Origin of the sequence: Actinocatenispora rupis, assembly GCF_016861975.1 — a bacterium.
In the GTDB taxonomy this organism is placed as follows: domain Bacteria; phylum Actinomycetota; class Actinomycetes; order Mycobacteriales; family Micromonosporaceae; genus Actinocatenispora; species Actinocatenispora rupis.
In genome coordinates, this window is sequence record NZ_BOMB01000010.1 from 52,200 (window position 1) to 74,190 (window position 21,991).

The window sequence follows — 21,991 nt, forward strand, 5'->3', positions numbered from 1 at the left end:
CGCCGGCCGCCGCCGGTACGAACGGTTCCCGCGCGGTCACCCTCGCGGCCCGTCCGAGGCGGTACTCGTCCGTTTGTCGGATGTCGGGCGGGGCGCGACGCACGAGGCTTGTCGCGTGACGCCGATCCGGGTGCTGGTCGTGGACGACCAACCACTGTTCGCCGAGGCGCTGTCGGCCTGGCTGGCCCGCGACCCCGGCTTCGAGGTGGTCGCCGCCGCGCAGAACGGTGCGGGCGCCCGTGACGCGCTGGCCGCCACCGCGGTCGACGTCGTACTGGTCGACCTGGACCTGGGCGACGAGTCCGGGATCGACCTGCTCGACCACGTCCGCGACCACCACCCCGGTACCCGCGCGGTGGTCCTCACCGCGTCCAACTCGCCGGACGCGCTCGCCGACGCCGTACGCCGGGGTGCCGCGTCGTGGCTGTCCAAGACCGCCGACGGCGCGACCCTGACGCGGGTGCTGCGCGGGGTGCTGCGCGACGAGGTGTGGATCCCGCCGAACCTGCTCGGCGGACTCCTGCGCACCCTCACCGAGCAGCCCGGGAGTACGGTGCTGGACCGGCTGACCGTACGGGAGCGGCAGATCCTGCAGTGCCTGGTGGACGGCCTGACCCGGGCCGAGATCGCCGACCGGCTGTTCCTGTCGGCGAACACGGTGCGTACGCACACCCAGAACCTTCTCGCGAAGCTGTCCGTGCACTCCGTACTGGAGGCGGTCGCGCTGGCGCTGCGGCACGGGATGCGCCCGAGCGGCCCGGCAGGTACCGACTGACCGTTGCGGCTGGTCGACGCCCCGTCGACCGGAGTGGCGACGCCGCGTCGACCCGCTGATCGACGGAGCCGGATCCGCCGCGTGCACCCCACGTATCCCCCGATCGGTCAGCGGTCGTCGTCCGCAGGTCCGCCACGTCCTGTGCGCGAGGCCATTACTCGGCGAACGGTGGCGACAGCCGGGCGCGGAGCGGGGAGGGTGTGCGTAGCACCGGGTCGGCAGGGCACACGATGCTCCTCGCGCTCCTACCGGCCCACGGTTGGAGGGGGAGAGCATGGACGCTGAGGTATGCGTCGACCTCGGCATGCCGGTCGGGGCGATTCCGCGGCAGGCGGGCGGGAACCCGCCGCCGGCGCGTACCCAGTACCGGATGATCAGGCACGACATCCAGCACCAGATCGGCACCATCATGTTGCTGGCCCAGGTGGTCTCGGACGCCAACGACGTCGGCCGGGCCAGCAGGGTACGGATAGACCAGCTCCTCGGCGAGGCCCGCTGGCTCGACGAGCTGCTCCAGGCGTACGACCGGGACACCGAACCACCGCCGGTCGAACGGTTGCGCGCGGACGTCGTGGTCGGGGAGGCGGTCGCCGCGCTGGGCGTGGCCACCGGCGTACGGGTGTCGTTCGCGGCCACGCCGACCTGGGCGGTGGTGGACCGGCTCGGGCTCTGGCGGGCGGTCCGCAACGTCCTGGACAACGCCTGCCGGGCCGCCGGTCCGGGCGGCAGCGTACGGGTCCGGGTCGGGTCCGCGGACGGGGTCGCGGTGGTGGACACCGAGGACGACGGGCCGGGGTTCGGTGCCGGCCCGACCGGGCTGGCCCAGCTCGGCCTCGGCGTCGTCAGCCAGGTCGTCGCGGCCAGCGGCGGTACGGTCCGGATCGACCGCGGCGAGCTGGGCGGCTGCCGGGTACGGATGACGCTGCCGGACGGGGCGGCGCCGTGAGTACCGGGATCAGGGTGTTGGTCTGCGACGACCATCTGGTCTTCGCCGAGTCGCTGGCGCTGGTGTTCGTCGACGCCGGGCACACGGTGACGGGGGTGACCGGGACCGTCGACGAGGTGGTCGACCTGCTCGGTACCACCGACGTCGACGTCTGCGTGCTGGACGTACACCTGGCGGACGGTGACCTGGTGGACCGGCTGGCCGAGATCCGCGCCGCCGCACCGGATGCCCGGCTGGTCCTGCTGACCGGCCGGCTGGAACCGGGGCTGGCGCCGCTCGCGCTGGCCGCCGGCGTCGCCGGCCTGGTCCACAAGGGACAGCACGTCGGCGGGATCCTCGACGCGGTACGCCGGGTGCACGCCGGCGAGACCGTCGTCGACCCGGTGTACCGGCGGCCGGCACGCGCCGAACCCGCGTTGTACCGGCTGGCGGCGTTCCTCACGCCGCGGGAGCGGGAGGTGCTGTGCCGGCTGGTCCGCGGCGAGCACACCGCGGCGCTGGCGCGGGCCATGGGCATCACGCCGGCGACCGCCCGCTGCCACATCCAGAGCGTTCTCACCAAGCTCGGCGCGCACACGCGGCTGGAGGCCGCCACCACCGCCGTGCGTACCGGGTTGGTGAGTGCCGAGACCGGCCGGTGGCTCGCCGCCTGACCGTGTCGTACGACGCGGTCGGGGTGACCCGGCCGCGGGAGGCCGCCACGCCCGGCCTGCGGTCCGCTCGGACGGACCCCGGGCGTGTCCGAGGTGGCCCGCGCCTCAGCCCCGGCGCGGGCCGCCGTCTCCCGCCCTGTACCGGTGTCAGGGCTGTCGGCCCTTGCCCTGTCACCGGTGTCAGGGTTCTAGCCTGCGCCGTACGGCGGGCGGCGGTGACACGGGAGGCGGGGACGTGGCGGGAGTGGTGGTCGTCGGGGCGGGGCCGGGCATCGGGGCGGCGGTGGCCCGGCGGTTCGCGCGGGAGGGGATGCCGGTCGGCCTGGTGGCGCGGCGTCCGGAGACGCTCGACGCGGTCGCCGCGACCCTGCCGGGCGTACCGGTGGGCACGGCCACCGCGGACGTGACCGACGAGGTGGCGTTGCGTACGGCGCTGGCGACGCTCGCGGACCGGTTCGGTACGCCGGACGCGGTGGTGTACAACGCCGCGCTGATCCGGCCGGACCGGCCCGGCGAGCTGTCCGTACGTGAGCACGAGCGGGCGTGGGCGGTCAACGTGGTCGGCGCGCTCGTCACCGCGACGGCCGTGGCGCCGGCGATGGCCCGCCGCGGGTACGGGACGGTGCTGGTCACCGGCGGGATGCCCGCGGCCGTCCCGGCGTACGTGAGCCTGTCGCTCGGCAAGGCCGGCGTACGCGCCCTGGTCGAACTGCTGGACCGGGAGTACGGCCCGGCCGGCGTGCACGTCGCGACCGTACGGGTGGACGGGCCGGTCGCACCCGGTACGGACTTCGACCCGGACGACATCGCCGACGAGTACTGGCGGGTGCACGCCCAGCCCCGCGGCCACTGGGACCGCGAGGTGGCGTACCCGGGCGGGTGAGGCGTCAGCCGCGTTCGGACACGGCGGCCGAGTCGAACGTGGCGACCTCGGTGAGGGTGCGCGCGGCGGCCTGCACCAGCGGTACCGCGAGCAGCGCGCCGGTGCCCTCGCCGAGCCGCAGGTCCAGGTCGATCAGCGGGCGCAGGTCCAGCGCGCGCAACGCGGCGGCGTGGCCGGGTTCGGCGGACCGGTGCCCGGCGACGCACGCGGCGACCGCGTCCGGGGCGAGGGCGGCGGCGACCAGCGCGGCGGACCCGGCGATCACCCCGTCCAGTACGACCGGGACGCGGGCGGCGGCGGCACCGAGCACGTACCCGGCGAGCGCCGCGTGCTCCAGCCCGCCCACCGCGGACAGCACCCCGAGCGGGTCGGCCGGATCGGGCGTGTGCCGAGCAAGCGCCCGGCGTACGACGTCGACCTTGTGGGCCAGGGTGGCGTCGTCGATGCCGGTGCCGCGCCCGGTGACCTCGGCCGGATCGGCGCCGGTGAACACCGCGACCAGCGCCGCCGACGCGGTCGTGTTCGCGATCCCCATGTCCCCGGTGACCAGCAGCCGGTACCCGTCGGCCACGAGTCCGGTGGCGATCCGGATTCCGGCCTCCACCGCGGTCTGCGCCTCCGCCCGGGTCATCGCCGGCCCGGCCGTCATGTCCGCGGTGCCCGGCCGTACCTTCACGGCGGTCAGGTCGTCGCCGGGCGCCAGCGTGCCGGCCACGCCGACGTCGACCGTGCGTACGTGCGCGCCGACCTGCCGGGCGAACGCGTTGACCACGGCCCCACCGGCCCGCATGTTCGCCACCATCTGCGTGGTGACCTCCTGCGGCCACGGCGTCACCCCCTGCGCGTGCACGCCGTGGTCGGCCGCGAACACGGCCACCGCGACCGGCGCCGGCGCGGGCGGCGGGCACGCGCCGGCGAGCGCGGCCAGGCGTACCGAGAGGTCCTCCAGGACGCCGAGCGAGCCGGGCGGCTTCGTCAGGCGGTCCTGGCGTGCGCGGGCGGCCCGCGCGGCGGCGTCGTCCGGTCCGGCGATCCGGGCGAGGGTGTCGGCGAGCAGCGTCATGGCCGAAACCTAACCGGGTACGCGTGACGGCACCATCCGGGTGTCCGTGCGGTGAGGTCGCTCTCGGCGTGGAAGATCGGTGAACATCGCCCGACCGCCCCGCGCGGTGTGCAAGCATTCGCCGTATGGGGGCAAACGGGGGGGCACCGGGCCAGTCGCTCACAAGCGGGTTCGAGGTCGTGCTCTGGGGGTACGACAAGCACCAGGTCGACCAGTGCATGACCCAGCTCGAAGAGCAGATCGCCGCGCTGTACGACGAGCAGCAGCGGGCGATCGAACTCGCCGCCGAGTTGCAGCGGTGTCGTTCGGAGAACGTCGACCTGCGGGCGCGCCTGTCGGGGGTACCGGTCGTGCACCACGTCGGCGGCAAGGTGGAGGAGATCCTCTCCGCCGCCGAGCAGCAGGCACTGGAGATCCGCTCCGCCGCCGACCGCCACCTCGCCGCGGCCCGCGACGACGCCGTACAGATCGTGGCCGTCGCCAAGCACCAGGCCGCCCGCGCCCGCCGCGACTGCGACCTCGTACTCCACGAGCACCGGCGGGCACAGCAGCGCGCCGCCGCCGAGATCGTCGCCACCGCCCGTGCCGAGGCGGACCGCATCGTCGACGACGCCCGCCGCCGGGCGGCCGACGTACCGGAGTCTGGTGGGCAGCACGCGGCGGAGGAGCCGAGGCCGTCGGTCGGTCGCCTGCCCGCGCCGGAACCCGCGAAGGCCGCCGCGGAACCGGTGCAGCCGGCCGCGGAGCGGCACCGCAGCAGGTCCGCCGGCCACGACACGGCCCGCCGGACCGTCCCGCGTCTCGGCGAGGAACCCGCTTGACAGCACCGTTGTGCGGCCACCCGGACCGTTGCCTCGGCGGGAAACCGGCTCAACAGCACCGTTCTGCGGCCACCCGGATCGCACAGCATCGTCTTGCGGCCCGCCGGACCGTCCCGCGTCTGGGCGAGGAACCCGCTCAACAGCACCGTTTTGCGGCCACCCGGGACCGTGCGCCGGCACCGGTCGGGGCGCGTCCGCACCTGCACGGCACCCGGTCGGTTACAGGCGGGGGCCGAGGACCGGGTCGGCGGGCAGGGTGAGGCCGAACAGGTCGACGGCGTTGCGCCAGTAGAGGCGTTCGGCGATCTCGGGGGTGAGGTCGGCGTCGGTGACCAGGCCGACGGACACCGCCGGGTCGATGAGCGTCGCGTCGGTACCGAACAGCAGCTGGCCGGCGGGCGCGTGCTCCGCCACGTACGCGACCTGCCCGGCGTCGGTGATGGAGCAGGACGGTTCCAGGTACAGCCGGTCGCAGGCGGAGGCGGCCTCGGCGGCCAGATCCCAGCGGGTGGCGGCCATGTGGCCGGCGATCGCGCGTACCCGGGGGTTGGCGGACAGCAGCGGCAGCAGGTCGAGCACGTCCCGGCCCCAGGTGTGGATCAGCACCACCGCCGCGTACTCGTCCAGCAGCGCGAACAGGTCGCGCATCTGCGGCGAGGAGATCTCGCGCAGCGGGTACCCGGTGTGGATCTTCACGCCGACGAACGCCTCGGTGCCGAGGTACCGGTCGAGGTCGGCGCGGGTGGCGGCGAGGTCGTTCGGGTTGGCCACCACGTACCCGCGCAACCGCGGCCGGTCGGCGAGTACGGCGGCGAGGCGGGCGTTGCCACCGGGCGCGTCGTACACGACGGCCTCGGCGGCGGAGACGACCTGGAGGCTGATGCCCCACTCGTCCATGACGCGCAGGTTCTCGTCGGCGGAACCGATGTCCATGGCGAAGAACCACGGACCCCAGTGCCCGTGTACGTCGATGACCGGATGCATCAGGCGACTCCCAGCAGTGTGCGCAGCGTTCCGCCGGTGACGGCGTCCCAGTCCACATCGGACAGTCGGGCCCGGCGCATCCGCAGCACCGAGGGCGACGTGTCGTGCAACGGTGTCCGCGAACCGAACGCGAGGTGCGCCGCGCCCAGCTCGCCGACGACGGTCTCGATCGAGTCGGGGGCGTTGAGCAGCCGGGTGGACGCCACGAAGCCGGGCTCGTCCCGGGCGGCGAGCACGAAGTCCGCCACGTGGTACGCGTGCACGTCCAGGAACACCACCTTCGCCCCGCGCCCCGCGTACGCCAGCCAGGCGTGCCGTACGTCGCCCTCGACGAGCAGGGTCAGGTCGCGCGCGGCCGCCTGCGCCACCACGTGCCGGTACCCGGGGAAGTGCGGGTCGGCGCCCTGCGTCGGCGCGAACAGCCGCACCGCGCGGACGCCGGCGGCGACGAGCCGGTCCAGTTCGGACTCGGCGCGCAGCGCGTTGCGCAGGTTGACCGTACCGGCGGGCAGCCACGGATCCGTTGCCACGGAAAGGGTTTCGTCGTTGCCCTCGACGTCGTCGAACCAGGCGCCGCGGCCGGAGGCGACCAGCGCGCCGGCGATGCCGGACCGTGCCAGCCGGGCGGCCACCGCGTCGGGCGTCATGGACAGGTCGGCGCGCGGCGGCCAGGTCCCGACCAGTACGTCGCAGTCGAGCCCGATCGGCTTGGTACGCAAGGGAATCCCCCAGAGGTCATGATGGATGGTCGTCGGATGCGCGGCGAGATCCAGGGCGGCGCTGGCAAGGCGGAGGTGCCGGTGCATACCGGTGTCGTATGCGCCGGTGCCGACAACGCCCCCAGCGTCGTCCTGGCCCCGGCGCGCGCCGACACGCCATCCGTCATGACCTCTGGAAGTGGTGGTGGACGGCGCGGACGGCGGTGACGATGTCGGCGACGTCGGCGTCGATGTAGCGCTCGTTGCACGCGAGGACCAGCAGCGTCTCGTCGATGAGCGTCTCGGCGACCGGGCAGTCACCCGCGGCGTACGTGAACTCGCGGCGGGCCGGTGGCGCCGTCAGCGGGTACGCCGAGGTGCCGTACGTGCGGCGCTCGGTGAGCGCGGGCACCAGGTACACCGGGCGGTCGAGGTAGCCCGCGGTGACCGGGATCCCTTCCGCCACAAGCGCCTTCGCGTACTCGGAGTTCGTGACGGGGACCCGCGCGGGGTCCAGCCGCATCGGGAACAGCCAGAAGCTGTGGTCGTCCACAGTGGACGGAAGCAGCAGGCCGGGCAGGTCGGACAGCCCTTCGACCAGCCGCCGGGCCACCGAACGCCGGGCGTCGACGACCCCGCGCAGCCGGCCGAGCTGCACCCGCGCCACCGCCGCGACGAGTTCCGTCATGCGGTAGTTGAGGCCCAGGAACAGGTGCGTGCGCTCGCCGGTGTCGCGCGGCCAGCCCTTGTCCGCGAACAGCGCCATCCGCCGCGCCAGCGCCGGATCGTCGGTCACCGTGAGCCCGCCGTCACCGGCGCTGATGTGCTTCGACTGCTGGAGACTGAAGCACCCCAGATCCCCGTACGTGCCGGCGAACCCGCCGCCCGCCGGCACCGTCAGGTACGCCTGCGCGCAGTCCTCGATGACCCGCACGCCGCGCGGCCGGCACACCGCGACGATGTCGGCGACCGGCGCCGGACCGCCGAACAGGTGCACCACGATGACCGCCCGGGTGCGCTCGGAAAGCTTGTCCGCCACCGATTCCGCGGTCAGGCAGCCGGTGACCGGGTCGACGTCGGCGAACACCGGCACGGCACCCTGCGCGAGTACGGCGATGACGGTGCCGAAGTCGGTGATGGGCGGGACGATGATCTCGTCGCCCGGCTCGGGGTCGACGGCGGCGACGGCCAGGTGCAGCGCGGCCGTACCGGAGGTGCTGGCGACCGCGTGCCGGCTTCCGACGTACTCGGCGAACTCGCGTTCCAGGGCGGGCACCTCGGTGCCGTTGACCCGCCACAGCGTGCCGGACTCGACGACCCGGGCGAGCGCTTCGGCCTCCTCGGGCCCGAACGTGCGCCCGGACGCGTCGGACACCGACGGGAACGGCGCGCTCCGCACCGGCGTACCGCCCTCGATCGCCACCATCAGCGCATCCCTCCGTGGAGATTATGGTCCTGACCATAACCACGCGGGTACGGCGAGGCAACCCTCCCGGCGCATGATCTGGCTCAACCGCACCGGAATCCGTGCGGGTCACTCCAGCCGGATGCGGTAGATCGTGGGCGGGCGACCGGTCGTGCCGGCCAGTACGCGGCCGATCGGTTGCGCGACGCCGGCCCGCTCCAACCGCTTCAACGTACGGCGGGCCGAGCGTGGCTCGATCTCCAGCGCGGCGGCCACGTCGCCGGCCGTCACGCCCTCCTCCTCGTGCGACTCCAGCATCGTCTTGAGCCGGCCGAGAGTGGCCCGGGACAGCCCGGAACGGCGCGCGGCCACCAGCAACGGCACCGGCCCGTCCGGCTTCTGCTCCTTCTCCGGCTCCGCCAGTACGATGTCGCTGCCGGTGCCGAGCGACACCACCGCCGAGAACGGCCCGACCGAACGGCACCGGGCCAGCGCGTGCCGGGCCAGCGCCTCCGCCTCCGCGGCCGACCGCCCGACACCCAGCCCCACGTGCGCCCACAGGTGCCGCCGCGCCAGCTGCGACAGCAACGGCAGGTGCTGGAACCCGTTGCTCGACTCCTCCAGTACGCCGCGCGTGGTGACCAGCACGTACCGGCCCTGGTGCACCGAGAAGACGCTGCCGGCGAGCGCGCTCACGTCGTCGGGCAGCTCCGGGTCGGGGTCGGACAGGTCCACGAACCCGAGTACCACCTGTGCGTCGGCGCTGACCCGGCCGACGCACGACAGTACGACGGTGCGCAGCGCCGCCCGTACCGAGGCGACCGCGGGCGACAGCCGGATCGTCTCCACGTCACCGGACAGCGCCTCGTACACCGAGCGCACGCACGTGATCGCCACCGTACGCGGGTTGCCGCGGGCGGCCGCCCGGTGGAAGTCGGCGAACCGCGCCGAGTCCCGCCCCCGCCGGTACTCCAGCACCTTGACGCCGTCCACCGGCAGCGCCGCGTCCCTGAACGCCTCGACCACCTGGTCGCGTTCCAGCGTGTCGATGCTGACGTGCTCGGTGTCCAGCCCGCGCGCGAGCAGCCCCACCAGCACCCGGTACAGCGAGGCCCCGGTGTACGAGATGTAGGTGGCGGGGCGGTCCAGCACCCCGGCCTCCTGCGCCAGCGTGTACGGGATGATCCCGGTGAACAGCCAGGCGTCCACGCTGCCCCGGCCGGACCGCACCAGGTCGACCGCCTTCGCCTCGTTCTGGTACGCGAACGAGTGCACCGACAGCAGCGGGTACTCCCGGGCGGCCACCTGCTCGACCACCGAGACCAGGTCGGGTGGGCCCACCACGCCGACGTCGACCTTCATGTCGGTGCCCTCGGTACGTGCGATCACGCCCTGCATCGTGCCACGTCAAGCGTTGCCGGTGCGGGGTGCCGGGACCGCGGTCACGGCCGGGTGGTCCCGGATGACGCGGCTGATCTCGTCGGCCTGGCCGGGGGACAGGCGTTCGTGGTCGGACAGGCACCAGTTCCCGGCGAGCAGCCCGTCCCGGGTCAGTACCTCGTTGACGCCGGCGATGCTGCCGGTGAACCGGTGCGCCACGTCGAACACGGCGGCGTTCGCGTCGGTCAGCTCGGCACCCCGGGCCAGCAGGTCCAGCGGCACCGGGCCGCCCGACCGGACCGCGTCGCGTACCTCGGCGTGCAGGGCGACCGCGGCCGGCGTCCACACCGCCCACTGGCCGAGCAGGCCGCCGACGATGTGCACCGTCCGCTCGCCGAACCGGTACGGCGTGACCAGGTCGGCGACGATGTTGTCGTCGTTCCCGGTGTACAGCGCGATGTCGTCGGAGCGGCCGGCCTCGACGACGGCGCGCACCACGTCGAGCGTGGCGTACCGGTCGAAGGGGGCGACCTTGATCGCGGCCACCCCGGGGATCTCCGCGTACCCGCGCCAGAACTCGTACCCGAAGCGGCGCTTGCCGATGGTCGGCTGGATGTAGAACCCGAACACCGGCATGATCTCGGCGACCGCCGCGACCCCGGCGAGGATCTCGTCGTCGGGCGCGTCACCCCAGCCCGGCGTCGCCACCAGGGCCAGGTCGTACCCGAGGTCGGCGGCGATCTTCGCCTCGGCCACCGCGTTCTCCGTCGGCCCGAGTACGCCGGCGACGAGCACCGGGTCGGGTCCGGCCTCCTCGGCGGCCATCCGCAGCACCGGCTCGTACAGCCCGTGCGCCCGGATCTCGAACTGCGTCGTGTGCACGCCCACGGCCAGCCCGCCGACGCCCGCGTCCGTGTAGTACCGGGTGAGGGCGCGCTGGCGGGGCTCGTCGAGGGCGCGGTCGGCGGTGAGGGCCAGCGGGTGCGCCGGAATGACCAGGCCCTCGCGCAGTCGCGCCCGCTTGTCGTCGGTGAGCATCTAGAAGGTGCCCTTGCGCTCGGTGAAGTGGGTCGGCTTGTCCAGCAGCGCACCGCCGCCGGACAGCCACGCGACGGTCCAGTCCAGCATCTCGGCGAGCGTCACCCGCGGGTAGCCGAACAGGCCGAACGACCGGCCGGCGTTGGACAGCAGCGCCGTGTCGGCCTCGGCACCGGCGAACACCGGCTCCCTGCCGAGGCGCCGGCCGAGTTCGGTGGCGAGCCAGCGGACCGACGCGGTCTCCGGGCCGGTCACGTTCAGGTACAGCGGGGGCGTGTCGACGTGCGCGAGCGCGCCGAGCACGTACCGGTTGGCGTCGCCCTGCCAGATCACGTTGACCGCGCCGTTGCCCAGCTCGACCGGTTCCCCGGCGGCGACCGTACGGGCCAGGTCGGTGAGCACCCCGTACCGGCAGTCGATGGCGTAGTTGAGCCGGATGATGGCCATCGGCGTACCGGTGGTCTCGGCGACGTGCGCGAGGATCCGTTCCCGCCCGAGGCACGACTGCGCGTACTCGCCGACCGGGCCGGGCGCCGTCGTCTCGTCGGCGCCGCCGGACCCCACCGGCACCAGCGGGTACACGTTGCCCGAGGAGAACGCCACGAACCGCGATCCCTTGTACCGCAAGGCGGCCCGGCCCGGCAGGTACGTGTTGACGGCCCAGGTGAGGGGCTCGCCGCCGCCGCTGGTGCCGAACTTCCGGCCGACCATGTACACGACGTTCGCGGCGTCGGGCAGGCCGGCGAGCGCGGCGTCGTCGGACAGGTCGGCCGCCACCGTACGGACGCCGGCCTCGTCGAGTTCGGCGCGCGCGGCGGGGTCGGAGAACCGGGACACCGCGTACACCTGGCGGTTGCCGGGGAGGGCGGCGAAGATCGTGGCGGCCATCCGGGCGAGGCTGACGCCCATCTTGCCGGCGGCGCCGAGCACCACCAGGTCGCCGTCGGTCGCGGCGAGCCGCTCGACGTCCGCCCCGGTCGGCTCGTGCACCCGGCGCGCGATCTCGGTGAGAAGCGGCTCGCCCGCGGTACCTTGCGTCATCACACCACCCAGTCTGTGCAGGGTCATGCCCCATTTAGGTCGTGCCGAAACTATCGGGTCATCGCCGGTGCCGTCAATCTGAGCGCGGCATCGGGGTGGGGTATTGACCAGGGTGTTCACGCCTGTTTAGTGTCTGACGAGATTTGAGCCACGACCGTAATTTGGTCGCGGCGCGGTCCCTGGGGAGCGATCAGCACGCGTGAGCGCCGGGCGTACCGGCGAGCGAGGAGTTCACACATGCGGTGGGGCAAGACGACCGCCCTGGTCGCCGCCGGTGCGCTGGCGCTGTCCGCGCTGGCCGCCTGCGGCTCGGGCGGCGACGCCAAGGTGCCGAGCGACCCGAGCAAGGTCTCGGGCACGGTCACCATGTGGATCTACCCGATCAACCAGAACATCGAGAACACCTGGTGGAAGTCGAAGGTCGCGGCCTTCAAGAAGAAGTACGCCAAGGTGAACGTCAACGTCGTCGTCCAGCCCTGGGCGAACCGCGACGAGCAGCTCACCACCGCCATCGCCGGCGGCAAGGGCCCCGACGTGGTGTACCTGATCCCCGACCAGGTCCCGCAGTACGCGAACACGGGCGCGCTGGCGGACGTCTCGGACGTGGTAGCCAAGGACAAGGCCGACTTCCGGCCGAACGCGCTGTCGGCGATGACGTACCAGGACAAGCTGTACGGCGTGCCGATGCTGATGTCGGTGACGACCACGATCGCCAACAAGAACCTGCTGAAGAAGGCCGGCATCGCGGCCCCGCCGGCCACCTGGGACGAGGCGCTCGCCGACGGCGCCAAGCTCAAGAAGAAGGGCCTGTACCTCACCGACTACGTGGCCACCCCGGACGCCACGCTGAACCAGACGTTCTACCCGTTCCTGTGGCAGGCCGGCGGCGACGTCCTGAGCAAGGACGGCAAGAAGGCCGCGTTCAACTCGCCGGCCGGGGTCAAGGCGCTGACGTTCCTGAAGACGTTGGTGGACAAGGGATACGTGCCGAAGGACAGCCTGACGGTCACGCCGAAGCCGGACCAGAGCGTGCTCTGCACGAGCAAGGCCGCGATGGGCTTCGCCACCTCCACCGCCGAACTGTCCGTCTGCCCGGGCTTCAAGGCCACCGACTGGCAGACCGCCTCGCCGCTCAAGGAGACCACCTCCGTCGGGTACGGCACGGTCGGCGGGCTGAGCGTGCTGTCCGGTTCGAAGAACGCCGCGGCTGCGAAGGCGTGGGTGCAGTGGATCTCGGCGCCGGCGCAGCTCAAGGCGTTCGACGTGGACCACGTGTACTCGTCGCCGCGGGTGTCGGCCGGTAGCCTGCTGTCCGGCCAGCCGCTGATGGGCGACACGGAGAAGTACCTGGGCGACATGAAGACCGGCGTCACGAACGCGTCGGCGCCGCGTCAGCTCATGGACGTCATCAAGCCGCACCTGCAGGCGGCGCTGCTCGGGAAGGTGAGCGTCAAGCAGGCGCTCGCCGACGCCGAGAAGGACGCCAACCAGCAGCTGGCCCGGGGCTGACGACGCCCGCCGCCGCCCGGCTCGTGGAGTCGGGCGGCGGCTCCGACGTGGGTACGACGCGAGGAGCATGCCGATGACGACCCAGACCGTGCCGCGGGCCGACGAGGCCGGTACGCCGGGGCGCGCGCGACCGCCCCGCTTCAGCCGGTTGCGCCGGTCGGGCAGCGGGATCGCGCTGCTGTTCGTCGCGCCGTACCTGCTGCTGTTCGTGGTGTTCCGGATCCTGCCGACGATCGCCGGCATGCTGCTGAGCCTCGCCAAGTACCAGATCACGGGGATCGTGGAGTGGCGCGGCCTGGACAACTTCCAGCGCCTGTTCTCCGACTCGCTGTTCTGGAACGCGCTGCGGGTGACCGCGGTGTACACGGTGATCGCGGTGCCGCTGACGCTGCTGGTGGCGCTGGTGATGGCGCAGCTGTGCGCCCGGTCCATCCGCGGCATCCGGATCTACCGCGGGCTCTACTTCCTGCCCGTCATCACGAGCCTGGTCACCACCGGCGTCATCTGGCAGTGGCTGTACGCCGAGCACGGCCCGCTGAACGCGCTGTTCGGGCTGATCGGTGTCGGGCCGGTGCCGTGGCTGTCGTCGGGCGCGATGGTGCTGCCGTCGCTGTCGTTGCTGAGCGTCTGGACCCGCTTCGGGTACGACATGCTCATCCTGCTCGCGGGGCTGCTGGCGATCCCGAAGGAGTACACCGAGGCGGCGATGATCGACGGTGCCTCGGCGTGGCAACGGTTCTGGCGGATCACGGTGCCGCAGCTGAAACCCGCGCTGTTCTTCGTGGTGATCCTGGAGCTGGTGCAGTCGTTCCAGGTGTTCGACGTCATCTACGTGATGACCGGCGGCGGCCCGGTCCGCTCCAGCTACTCGCTCGTCTTCTTCGTGTACGACCAGGGCTTCCACTACTTCGACTTCGGGTACGCCAGCGCCGCGGGCGTGGTGCTGTTCGCCATCACGCTCGTCGTGTCGCTCGTGCAGCGGCGTCTGTTCCGGGAGGACTGAGACGTGTCCACTGTGGATAAAGGCGCCCGGATGTCCCGGCGTACCAAGCGGAAGCTGTGGGCGCACCTGCCGCTGACGCTGGTCGCGCTGGCCACCATCTTCCCGTTCTACGTGATGGTCGTGCTGTCCCTGCGCAAGGGCCAGTCGCTGTCGCTGCCGGACGCGCTGCTGCCGTTCCACGTCAACCTCGGCGCGTACGCCGACGTGCTGGCGCACGCGCAGGTGCTGCGCTGGATGCTCAACACCGCCGTGTACTCGGTGGTCAGCGTGGTGCTGGTGTTGCTGTTCGCCTCGTTCGCCGCGTACGCGTTCGCGAAGAAGCGGTTCCTGGGCCGCAACGTGATGTTCTGGACGCTGCTCGCGACGCTGATGGTGCCGTACCACCTGACGTTGATCCCACAGTTCATCCTGATCTCGCGGATGGACGGGCTGGACAGCTGGTGGGGCCTGATCGTGCCGACGCTGGCCAACACGCAGGCGCTGTTCCTGATGCGGCAGTTCATCATGGGCATCCCGGACGAGCTGATCGAGGCGGCCCGCATCGACGGCGCCGGCGAGCTGCGGCTGTTCTGGCAGATCGTGCTGCCGCAGACGAAGCCGATCCTCGCCACCCTCGGCGTGTTCGTCTTCCTGTGGCACTGGAACGACTTCCTCTGGCCGCTGGTCGCGACCCGCTCGCCGGACCACTACGTGCTGACCGTCGGCCTCAACAGCCTCCAGGCGCAGGACTCGTCGTTGACCGTGACGATGGCCGCGGCGGTCCTCACCTTCCTGCCCATTCTCGTCGTGTACGTGTTGCTGCAGCGCCACTTCGTCCGCGGCGTGGCCACCAGCGGACTGAAGTGAGGACGCCCGCGATGCCCCGGATCCACCTCTCGCTGCCGCCCGAGCAGTACGCGGAGTTCTTCACGGCCGAGCAGGTCGGGCGGCTCGACGCGCTCGGTACCGTCACCCGGGACGACCCGGGGAAGCGTTGCACCGCAACCGAACTGCTGGCGTACGACGTGGTCGTCACGGGGTGGGGGTCGCCGGCGTTGCCGGGCGTACCGCCGGAGTCGTCGGCGCTGCGGCTGGTCGCGCACGCCGCCGGATCGGTGCGGCACGTCGTCCCCGCCGCGCTTCTGGAGCACGGCGTACAGGTGACGCAGTCGGCGGCGGCGATGGCCGACGCGGTCGCCGAGTTCGCGCTCACCCTCTGCCTGAACCTGCTGCGCAACGTCCACACGTACGACCGGGCGATGTACACGGCGGCGGACTGGTCGTCCCGCGAGTGGGGCGGGCTCGGCGGAGAGCTTCCGGCGCAACGGATCGGGGTCGTCGGCGCGAGCCGTACCGGGCGGTCGTTCGTCCGGATGGTGCGCGCGCTCGGCGCCGCCGTCACCGTCTTCGACCCGTACCTGTCGGCGGCGGACGCGGCCTCGCTCGGCGTGACCCGCGTCGACCTGGCGACGCTGCTGGCGAACAGCGACGTGGTCGTCGTGCACGCGCCGGTGACGGCCGAGACGACCGGGATGCTCGGCGCCGCCGAACTCGCGCTGATCCCCGACGGCGGGATCCTCGTCAACACCGCCCGGTCCGCCGTACTCGACGAGAAGGCGCTCACCGCCGAACTGGTGTCCGGCCGTCTGCGCGCCGGGCTCGACGTGTTCGACGTGGAGCCGCTGCCGGCCGGCCATCCGTTGCTGCGCCTGCCGAACGTCATCGTCACCCCGCACGAGGCCGGCGCGAGCGTCCAGTCGCGTGAAGCGCAGGGCCGGATCGCCGTCGACGAGATCGAGCGTTTCCTTACCGGACAACCACTCCGGCACGAAGTGACCCGCGACAGATACGACCATCTGGCCTGACCCCCTGGAGGGCACATGCGGCGCAGAACCCTGCTGGCGGCGGTACCGGCGGCGATCGGCGCCGCGGCGCTCGCCACCCCGGCACACGCCGGACCGGCGCTGACCGACCTCGGCGTACCGCTGGCGGACGTGCTGCTGATCGGCGGCTGCACCGGACGCGGCGACGACGGTACGACGTGGTTGTGGTCGGCGTCGTCCGGTACGCCGGCGCACCTGAACGCCGTCGATCCGTTGACCGGCAAGGCGTTGCTGTCGCTGGACCTGCCCGGCGCGGGCGGCGCGTACGCGGTGCGCGCCGCACCCGACGGCACCGTGTACGTCGGCACGTACGCCAACGGCCACCTGTACCGGCGGAAGCCCGGCGCGGACGGCATCGAGGACCTCGGGCGGGTCCTGCCGGACGAGACGTACGTGCAGGCGCTGGCGATCGACGCCGACGGCACCGTGTACGGCGCGACCATCGGCACCGGCCGCGCCTTCGCGTACGACCCGGCGACCGGTAAGGTGCGCGACTACGGGCAGCTCGCCGCCGGCATCACGTACGCGCAGGCGATCGCGTGCGCGAACGGCAAGGTGTACGTGGGCACCGGTCAGGTCGCGCACCTGATCGAGCTGGACCCGGAATCCGGTGCCACGAAGGAGATCCCGGTCCCGGCGGACACCGATCCCGCGCACAACGGCGTGTACGACCTCAACGCGTACGACAACCGCCTGTACGTGCGGATCGGCGGCGCGTCCGACGCCCCGCTCTGCGTGTACGACCTGGCGTCGGGCGCCTTCACCGACCAGGTCGAGCACGCCGCCGGCCTCAACGTCTCCCCACCCGGCCCCGACGGCGCCGTGTACTTCACCGTCATGGACGGCACCAGCGGCGTGCTCTCCGCGTACCAGCCGGACGGCGGGACGGTGACGCCGGTCGGGCCGAGCTTCACCGGGCGGATCCTCAACAACCGCGGCATCGGCTGGGCGACGCTGACCGACCCGGACTGGCCGGGGGAGACGCTCGTCGGGCTGCTGTGGCGGGGCCAGATCTTCCGGTACAACCCGACGACCGGCAGGAGCGACGTCCGGGACACCGACGTGCGCCGGGAGCCGATCCCGGTCCTGTCGCTCGCCGCCGACTCCGGCGTCGTGTACGCGGGCGGCTTCCTCAACGGCGGCCTGTCCACAGTGGACGGATCGACCACCACGTTCCACCGGTTCGCCCAGCTGGAGTCGATCGAACCGGCCGGCGACGGCACGCTGTGGCTCGGCGCGTACCCGGGATCCCGGCTCTACCACTACGATCCGGCCAAACCCTGGAGCAGCCCCGAGTACGATCCGGGGCCGGCGGGCACGCCCGACAACCCGGTCCGCGTCGCGGATCTGACCGCGCAGCACCAGAACCGCGGCAAGGCCGTCGCCGTCGTCGCCGGCCGCGTCTACCTCGGCACCGCCGCCGACCTCACCACCCTCCAGGGCCTGCTGCTGCGCTACGACCCGGCCACCGGCGAGACCACCTCGTACCAGCCGGTCACGGACTCCAGCGTCGTGTCGCTCAGCGCGATCGGCACCCGGCTGTTCGGCGGCACCTCGATCTTCAACTCGTACTCCCAGCCCGCGCCGACGCAGGACGCCGGCCGGCTGTTCGGGTGGGACACCCGGGCCGGGAAGGTGCTGTGGCAGACCACCCCGGTGCCGGACGCGCCGCAGGTGACCGTCCTCGCCCACGGCGGCCTGCTGTACGGAGTCGCCGACGGCACCGTGTTCGTCGCCGATCCCGGCACCGGGAACGTCCTGGTACGAAAGGAACTCCGGGCGCCGACGGGTTCGGTGGCGCAACGTCTCGTCCGCGCCGGCGGCACCCTGTACGCCCTGGTCCAGGGCCGCTACCTGTACCGCGTCACGCCGCGCCCGTTCGCCACCGACCTGGTACTCGACCACGCGGCGACCGCGCTCGCCGCCAGTCCCGACGCGCTGTACCTCGCCGACGGGCCCACCCTGTACCGGCTCGATCCGAACTGACCGGACCGGGCCTGGTCGCCGGCCGGCCCGGTACCGGATCCCGGTGGGTGGACCGGCGTCGGTGAGATCCACCACTTGATCTTCGGCGCCGGCCCCGGCGGCTGAAAGGCTGGACCGGTGAGTGCTACGACCCTGGCGTCCGCGCCGTACCCGGTCCTGCGCCGGGCGGCGCTGGCCACCGGCGGCGTCTTCGCGCTGTCCGGTGCCGTCTCGGCCACCTGGATCTCCCGGCTGCCCGAGGTACGGACCGCGCTGTCGGCGGACCCCGGTTCGCTCGGCGTGGCGCTGCTCGGCAGCGCCATCGGGTCGGTCGCCGCCGCGCCCCTGACCGGCCGGGTCGCCGCCCGCTTCGGCAGCCGCATCGCGGTCGCCGGCTCGGTGGTCGTCTGCATGGCCGGGCTGGTCGGCCTCGGCCTGGTGCACTCGGTCGTCGCGCTCGGCCTGACCCTCGTCGTGTTCGGCTTCGGGTTCGGCTCGTGGGACGTCGCCATGAACATCCACGGGCACGGCGTCGAGGCCGCCGCCGGCCGCGCCTGGATGCCCCGGTACCACGCGGTCTGGAGCGTCGGCGGCTTCGTCGCGGCCGGCATCGGGTCCGCCGCCGCCGGCGCGCACCTGCCCGTACCGGCGCACTTCGCGATCGCCGCCGCCGTACTCGGGCTGGGCACGTTCGGGTTGCTGACCCTGTTCCTGCGGGACGGCCGCCACGCCACGCCGGCGGAGTCCGTACGGTCCGGTGCAGAAGCGTCCCGGCCGCGGCACGCCGGCCGCATCCTCACCTGGCCGTTCGTGATGATGGGCGTCGTGATGGCGTGCGCGACCCTCGTCGAGGGCGCCGCGTCCGACTGGCTCGGCATCTACTTCAACGACGTACGATCCGCCAGCCCGGCCGCCAGTTCCGCCGCGTTCACGGTGTTCGCGATCGCGATGGCCGCGAGCCGCGCCGCCGGTACGTGGACGATCGGCCGCCTCGGTCGCGGCCGGGCCGTACGGTTCAGCGCCCTGCTCGCGATGGCCGGCGTCGTGGTACTGCTGCTCTCGCCGGTCACCGCCGGGGCGTACGTGGGGGCGGCGATGTGGGGGCTCGGCACCGCGATCGTGTTCCCCGCCGTGATCAGCGCGGCCGGCGACACCCCGGGCCGCTCCGCCGAGGCGATCGCGCTCGTCACCCCGATCGGGTACACCGGCTTCCTGGTCGGCCCGCCGCTCGTCGGCATGATCGCCCGGCACACCGGCCTGGAACACGCGCTCTGGCTGATCGGCGCGCTCGCCGCGGTGATGGCGCTGCTCGCCGGCGTCACCCGCGAACGGCGCCCCGGCGCGCCCGCCCCCGTCGAGCCCTGACCGTCCGCCCGCCGGTCACGACGGCGGGGCGTCCAGGGCCGCAGCGGTGTCGGCCAGCTCGGCCGGGGAGTACCGGTGGGCGAGGTCGGCGAGCAGGTGGTCCCGGGCCCAGCGGCGCGCCTCCGGGCCGAGCGCGGCGAATCCCGCGGCCTCCGCCCAGCCGGCGAACAGCGCCGCCGCCACCGGATCCGCCGCCAGCGCCCGCGCCGTCGGGTCACCGGCCAGGATCGCCGCGGTACGCGCCCGGTCCAGGTCCGGATGTCCCGCGGCGGCGTTCGCCCAGTCGAGTACGCCGGTGACCGCGGCGCCCTCGTCGACGAGCACGTTGAACGGGTGCAGATCCAGGTGCAGCAACCGATCCCCGGCGTACGGCGCGGCGACGGCGGGCGGCAGCTCCGGCGGCGCCGGTACCGCGGAGAGCAGGTGGTGCACCCGACCGCAGGCGAGACCGCGACGGCGCGCGGCCGCCGGATCCAGCCCGGTCCGGTCCCCGGCCGGTACGCCCGGCAGCCGGCGCAGCAGCAGCGCCGCCGAGCCGGCCGTCTCGTACCGGTCGAGGACCTCGGGCACCGGTACGACCCGCGCGGCGGCGGTGTGCGCGGCGAGTTCGGCCGCGACGCGCCCGGGCCGGACCATCCGCAGGACGTGCGGGCCGGCCGACCACGTGTCGCCCGTCGCGCCCGGCAGCACCCGCAGTTCGCCGGCCGGTACGCCGAACCGTGCCGCCGCGGCGGCCACCGTACCCGGAACGTCCATCCGGTCATCCTGGCAAATTGCCCCCAGCCCGTCCATCGCCGGCGACACCGTCCGCCGGTAGGGATCCAGCCCGCTGATCGGCCGATGTACGGGTGCGGAACGGGGGATCTTCGCCCGATCCGGGACCGGTGTGCCGGCGCGGTTCTAGGGTCGGTGCCGGAGTCCCGGCCGGCCACGCGGTACGCCGGGGTCCACGGCAGACCCGGACGCCGGCCACCGGTACGGCGTCGTGTCGGGTACCTCCGAAAGGGGCGGATGACCATGAGCGGCAGGATCGTGCACTTCGAGATCCCGGCGGACGACGTGGCGCGGGCCCGGTCGTTCTACGCGGACGCGTTCGGCTGGACGATGATGCCGATGCCGGAGATGGAGTACACCATGGTGCAGACCGGGCCGGGCACCGAGCAGGGGATGCCCGCCGAGCCCGGGTTCATCAACGGCGGCATGATGCACCGGCAGGAGCCGCTGACCCACCCGATCGTCACGGTCGACGTCGAGGACATCGACGCCGCGCTGCGCAAGGTCGAGGAGCTGGGCGGCAAGACCCTGCTGGGCCGGCAACCGGTGGGGGACATGGGATTCGCCGCGTACTTCACCGACACCGAGGGCAACACCGTCGGCCTCTGGCAGCTCGCCCGGCCGAGTTCCTGACGACGCTCACGCGGGCGGCCAGTCCGCCTCGATCAGGGTGAAGAACCGCTCGGCGGCACGGTCCACCGCGGCCCGGTCGCCGGTGGTGAGCACGTCGAGGGCGAGCCCGCGGGCGACGGCGAGCGCCAGCCGGGCGTCGTCCGCGGCCTTCCCCGCCGGTACGCCCTGGGCGGCGATGAACTCGGTGAGCGGCGCCAGCCACTGCTCGACCACGCCGTCGAGCAGCGAGCCGGCCGCGGGATCGCCGCGCAGGCCGCGACCGTACAGGTCGAAGAACAGCCGCATGTACGGCGTGAGCGTCGGGTCGGACAGCTGCCGGTACATGCTGCGCATGGCGCGCCGGGGATCGGTGCCCGGTGCGAGGCCGATGTCGGCGAACGCGTCGCGCTGCCGGCGTTCCATCTCCAGGGCGACCTCGACAAGCAGCTGGTCCTTGCCGCCGAAGTGGTAGATGAGCATCCGGTGGCTGGTACCCAGCGCCGCGGCGAGTCCGCGCAGCGTGAGCCCGTCGGTGCCGTGCTCGGCGAGGTGCCCGATGGTGGCGTCGAGGAGCGCTCGGCGTGGCGAGTCCCGGCGCGCTCCGGCGCCCTTCTCCCCGGCACGGCGTGTCTCCCCGGTACGGCCTGCCTTGGCGCGGGGCACGCCGGCCCTGCGCGCCTCGGTGCTGCGGGCGTCGGTCCGGTGGGGCTCGGCTCGGGCGGGCATGTACCAGATGGTACATGTACCATCTGGTACACGAGCCGAGGAGGAACGATGCAGGTCGAGACGCAGATCGGGATCGCGGCACCCGCGGAGCGGATCTGGCGGGTGTGGACGGACGTCGAGCACTGGTCGGACTGGACGCCGTCGGTGACCTGGGTCCGCCGGCTGGACACCGGCGAGTTCGGCGTCGGCAGCCGGGCCGCCGTCAAGCAGCCGTCCATGCGGCCGATGGTCTGGGAGGTCACCGAGTCCACGCCGGGCGAGTCGTTCGTCTGGACCGCCCGCACCGCCGGCACCACCCTGGTCGCCGGTCACCGCCTCTCGCCCGGACCGGACGGCACCACCACCGCGACGCTCAGCATGAACCACACCGGCCTGCTCGCGCCCGCGCTCGGCGTCCTCGTCGGCGGCCGGATCAAGCGGTATCTGGCGCTCGAAGCCGACGGCATCCGCCGCTTCTGCGAGGCGGCCTGAGCCGTCGTCCGGCCGGC

General features: G+C 73.1%; 22 protein-coding genes. 13 read left to right on the forward strand and 9 right to left on the reverse strand.

The features are described from left to right. Positions 1 to 115: 115 nt before the first annotated feature. The 4 genes from Aru02nite_RS08455 to Aru02nite_RS08470 all read left to right on the forward strand — a co-directional run bounded on the left by Aru02nite_RS08455 (position 116) and on the right by Aru02nite_RS08470 (position 3,257). A complete protein-coding gene (locus tag Aru02nite_RS08455) occupies positions 116 to 775 on the forward strand; it encodes a response regulator transcription factor (RefSeq protein ID WP_203656374.1) in 660 nt (219 codons plus the stop codon). A gap of 274 nt (positions 776 to 1,049) precedes the next feature. Next, positions 1,050 to 1,721, forward strand: coding sequence for a sensor histidine kinase (locus tag Aru02nite_RS08460; RefSeq protein WP_203656380.1), 672 nt, complete (start codon positions 1,050 to 1,052; stop codon positions 1,719 to 1,721). Further along, positions 1,718 to 2,374 (forward strand): LuxR C-terminal-related transcriptional regulator, encoded by a 657-nt coding sequence (locus Aru02nite_RS08465; protein WP_203656382.1) that lies wholly within the window; start codon positions 1,718 to 1,720, stop codon positions 2,372 to 2,374. The genes Aru02nite_RS08460 and Aru02nite_RS08465 overlap by 4 nt, the downstream gene beginning before the upstream one ends. Before the next feature lie 235 nt (positions 2,375 to 2,609). Continuing rightward, positions 2,610 to 3,257, forward strand: coding sequence for an SDR family NAD(P)-dependent oxidoreductase (locus Aru02nite_RS08470; protein ID WP_239076529.1), 648 nt, complete (start codon positions 2,610 to 2,612; stop codon positions 3,255 to 3,257). Positions 3,258 to 3,261: 4 nt separating this feature from the next. On the opposite strand, the gene cobT is transcribed toward Aru02nite_RS08470, so the two are convergent. Next, positions 3,262 to 4,314, reverse strand: coding sequence for a nicotinate-nucleotide--dimethylbenzimidazole phosphoribosyltransferase (cobT, locus tag Aru02nite_RS08475; protein WP_373324858.1), 1,053 nt, complete (start codon positions 4,312 to 4,314; stop codon positions 3,262 to 3,264). 224 nt (positions 4,315 to 4,538) lie between these two features. On the opposite strand from cobT, the gene Aru02nite_RS08480 reads away from it, so the two are divergent. After that, a complete protein-coding gene (locus Aru02nite_RS08480) occupies positions 4,539 to 5,141 on the forward strand; it encodes an ATP synthase subunit B family protein (RefSeq protein WP_203656384.1) in 603 nt (200 codons plus the stop codon). A gap of 219 nt (positions 5,142 to 5,360) precedes the next feature. On the opposite strand, the gene Aru02nite_RS08485 is transcribed toward Aru02nite_RS08480, so the two are convergent. The 6 genes from Aru02nite_RS08485 to Aru02nite_RS08510 form a co-directional block, all read right to left on the reverse strand. Next, complete coding sequence (locus Aru02nite_RS08485) at positions 5,361 to 6,125, reverse strand: amidohydrolase family protein (RefSeq protein ID WP_203656391.1); 765 nt, start codon at positions 6,123 to 6,125, stop codon at positions 5,361 to 5,363. Beyond that, complete coding sequence (locus tag Aru02nite_RS08490) at positions 6,125 to 6,931, reverse strand: amidohydrolase family protein (protein WP_203656393.1); 807 nt, start codon at positions 6,929 to 6,931, stop codon at positions 6,125 to 6,127. Before Aru02nite_RS08490 ends, Aru02nite_RS08485 begins: the two co-directional genes overlap by 1 nt. A gap of 76 nt (positions 6,932 to 7,007) precedes the next feature. Continuing rightward, positions 7,008 to 8,249 carry a DegT/DnrJ/EryC1/StrS family aminotransferase gene (locus Aru02nite_RS08495; protein ID WP_203656395.1) on the reverse strand — a complete coding sequence of 414 codons (1,242 nt, stop codon included), beginning with the start codon at positions 8,247 to 8,249 and terminating at the stop codon, positions 7,008 to 7,010. A gap of 108 nt (positions 8,250 to 8,357) precedes the next feature. Beyond that, on the reverse strand, positions 8,358 to 9,617 hold the full coding sequence (locus tag Aru02nite_RS08500; protein WP_203656397.1) for a helix-turn-helix domain-containing protein: 1,260 nt from the start codon (positions 9,615 to 9,617) through the stop codon (positions 8,358 to 8,360). 18 nt (positions 9,618 to 9,635) lie between these two features. Then, the gene (locus tag Aru02nite_RS08505; protein WP_203656399.1) at positions 9,636 to 10,646 is read right to left on the reverse strand and encodes a dihydrodipicolinate synthase family protein; all 1,011 of its coding nucleotides are present in this window, start codon (positions 10,644 to 10,646) and stop codon (positions 9,636 to 9,638) included. Further along, complete coding sequence (locus Aru02nite_RS08510) at positions 10,647 to 11,687, reverse strand: NAD-dependent epimerase/dehydratase family protein (protein ID WP_203656401.1); 1,041 nt, start codon at positions 11,685 to 11,687, stop codon at positions 10,647 to 10,649. Positions 11,688 to 11,924: 237 nt separating this feature from the next. On the opposite strand from Aru02nite_RS08510, the gene Aru02nite_RS08515 reads away from it, so the two are divergent. From Aru02nite_RS08515 to Aru02nite_RS08540, 6 genes are all read left to right on the forward strand, one after another. Further along, a complete protein-coding gene (locus Aru02nite_RS08515) occupies positions 11,925 to 13,196 on the forward strand; it encodes an ABC transporter substrate-binding protein (RefSeq protein ID WP_203656403.1) in 1,272 nt (423 codons plus the stop codon). Positions 13,197 to 13,269: 73 nt separating this feature from the next. Next, positions 13,270 to 14,199 carry a carbohydrate ABC transporter permease gene (locus Aru02nite_RS08520; protein ID WP_203656404.1) on the forward strand — a complete coding sequence of 310 codons (930 nt, stop codon included), beginning with the start codon at positions 13,270 to 13,272 and terminating at the stop codon, positions 14,197 to 14,199. Positions 14,200 to 14,202: 3 nt separating this feature from the next. Further along, positions 14,203 to 15,045 (forward strand): carbohydrate ABC transporter permease, encoded by an 843-nt coding sequence (locus Aru02nite_RS08525; protein WP_203656405.1) that lies wholly within the window; start codon positions 14,203 to 14,205, stop codon positions 15,043 to 15,045. Between the two features lie 11 nt (positions 15,046 to 15,056). Further along, on the forward strand, positions 15,057 to 16,043 hold the full coding sequence (locus tag Aru02nite_RS08530; RefSeq protein ID WP_203656406.1) for a hydroxyacid dehydrogenase: 987 nt from the start codon (positions 15,057 to 15,059) through the stop codon (positions 16,041 to 16,043). 15 nt (positions 16,044 to 16,058) lie between these two features. Continuing rightward, positions 16,059 to 18,047: an outer membrane protein assembly factor BamB family protein gene (locus Aru02nite_RS08535; protein WP_203656407.1), complete on the forward strand. Its 1,989-nt coding sequence runs from the start codon at positions 16,059 to 16,061 to the stop codon at positions 18,045 to 18,047. A 117-nt stretch (positions 18,048 to 18,164) separates the two neighbouring features. Then, positions 18,165 to 19,391, forward strand: coding sequence for an MFS transporter (locus Aru02nite_RS08540; protein WP_203656408.1), 1,227 nt, complete (start codon positions 18,165 to 18,167; stop codon positions 19,389 to 19,391). Between the two features lie 15 nt (positions 19,392 to 19,406). Here Aru02nite_RS08540 and Aru02nite_RS08545 read toward each other — a convergent pair whose 3' ends face one another. Beyond that, positions 19,407 to 20,147 carry a phosphotransferase gene (locus Aru02nite_RS08545; RefSeq protein WP_203656414.1) on the reverse strand — a complete coding sequence of 247 codons (741 nt, stop codon included), beginning with the start codon at positions 20,145 to 20,147 and terminating at the stop codon, positions 19,407 to 19,409. A gap of 261 nt (positions 20,148 to 20,408) precedes the next feature. On the opposite strand from Aru02nite_RS08545, the gene Aru02nite_RS08550 reads away from it, so the two are divergent. Beyond that, the gene (locus Aru02nite_RS08550; protein WP_203656415.1) at positions 20,409 to 20,798 is read left to right on the forward strand and encodes a VOC family protein; all 390 of its coding nucleotides are present in this window, start codon (positions 20,409 to 20,411) and stop codon (positions 20,796 to 20,798) included. 6 nt (positions 20,799 to 20,804) lie between these two features. Here Aru02nite_RS08550 and Aru02nite_RS08555 read toward each other — a convergent pair whose 3' ends face one another. Then, a complete protein-coding gene (locus Aru02nite_RS08555) occupies positions 20,805 to 21,503 on the reverse strand; it encodes a TetR/AcrR family transcriptional regulator (RefSeq protein ID WP_203656416.1) in 699 nt (232 codons plus the stop codon). A 48-nt stretch (positions 21,504 to 21,551) separates the two neighbouring features. On the opposite strand from Aru02nite_RS08555, the gene Aru02nite_RS08560 reads away from it, so the two are divergent. Continuing rightward, on the forward strand, positions 21,552 to 21,974 hold the full coding sequence (locus Aru02nite_RS08560; protein WP_203656417.1) for an SRPBCC family protein: 423 nt from the start codon (positions 21,552 to 21,554) through the stop codon (positions 21,972 to 21,974). Positions 21,975 to 21,991 lie beyond the last annotated feature (17 nt).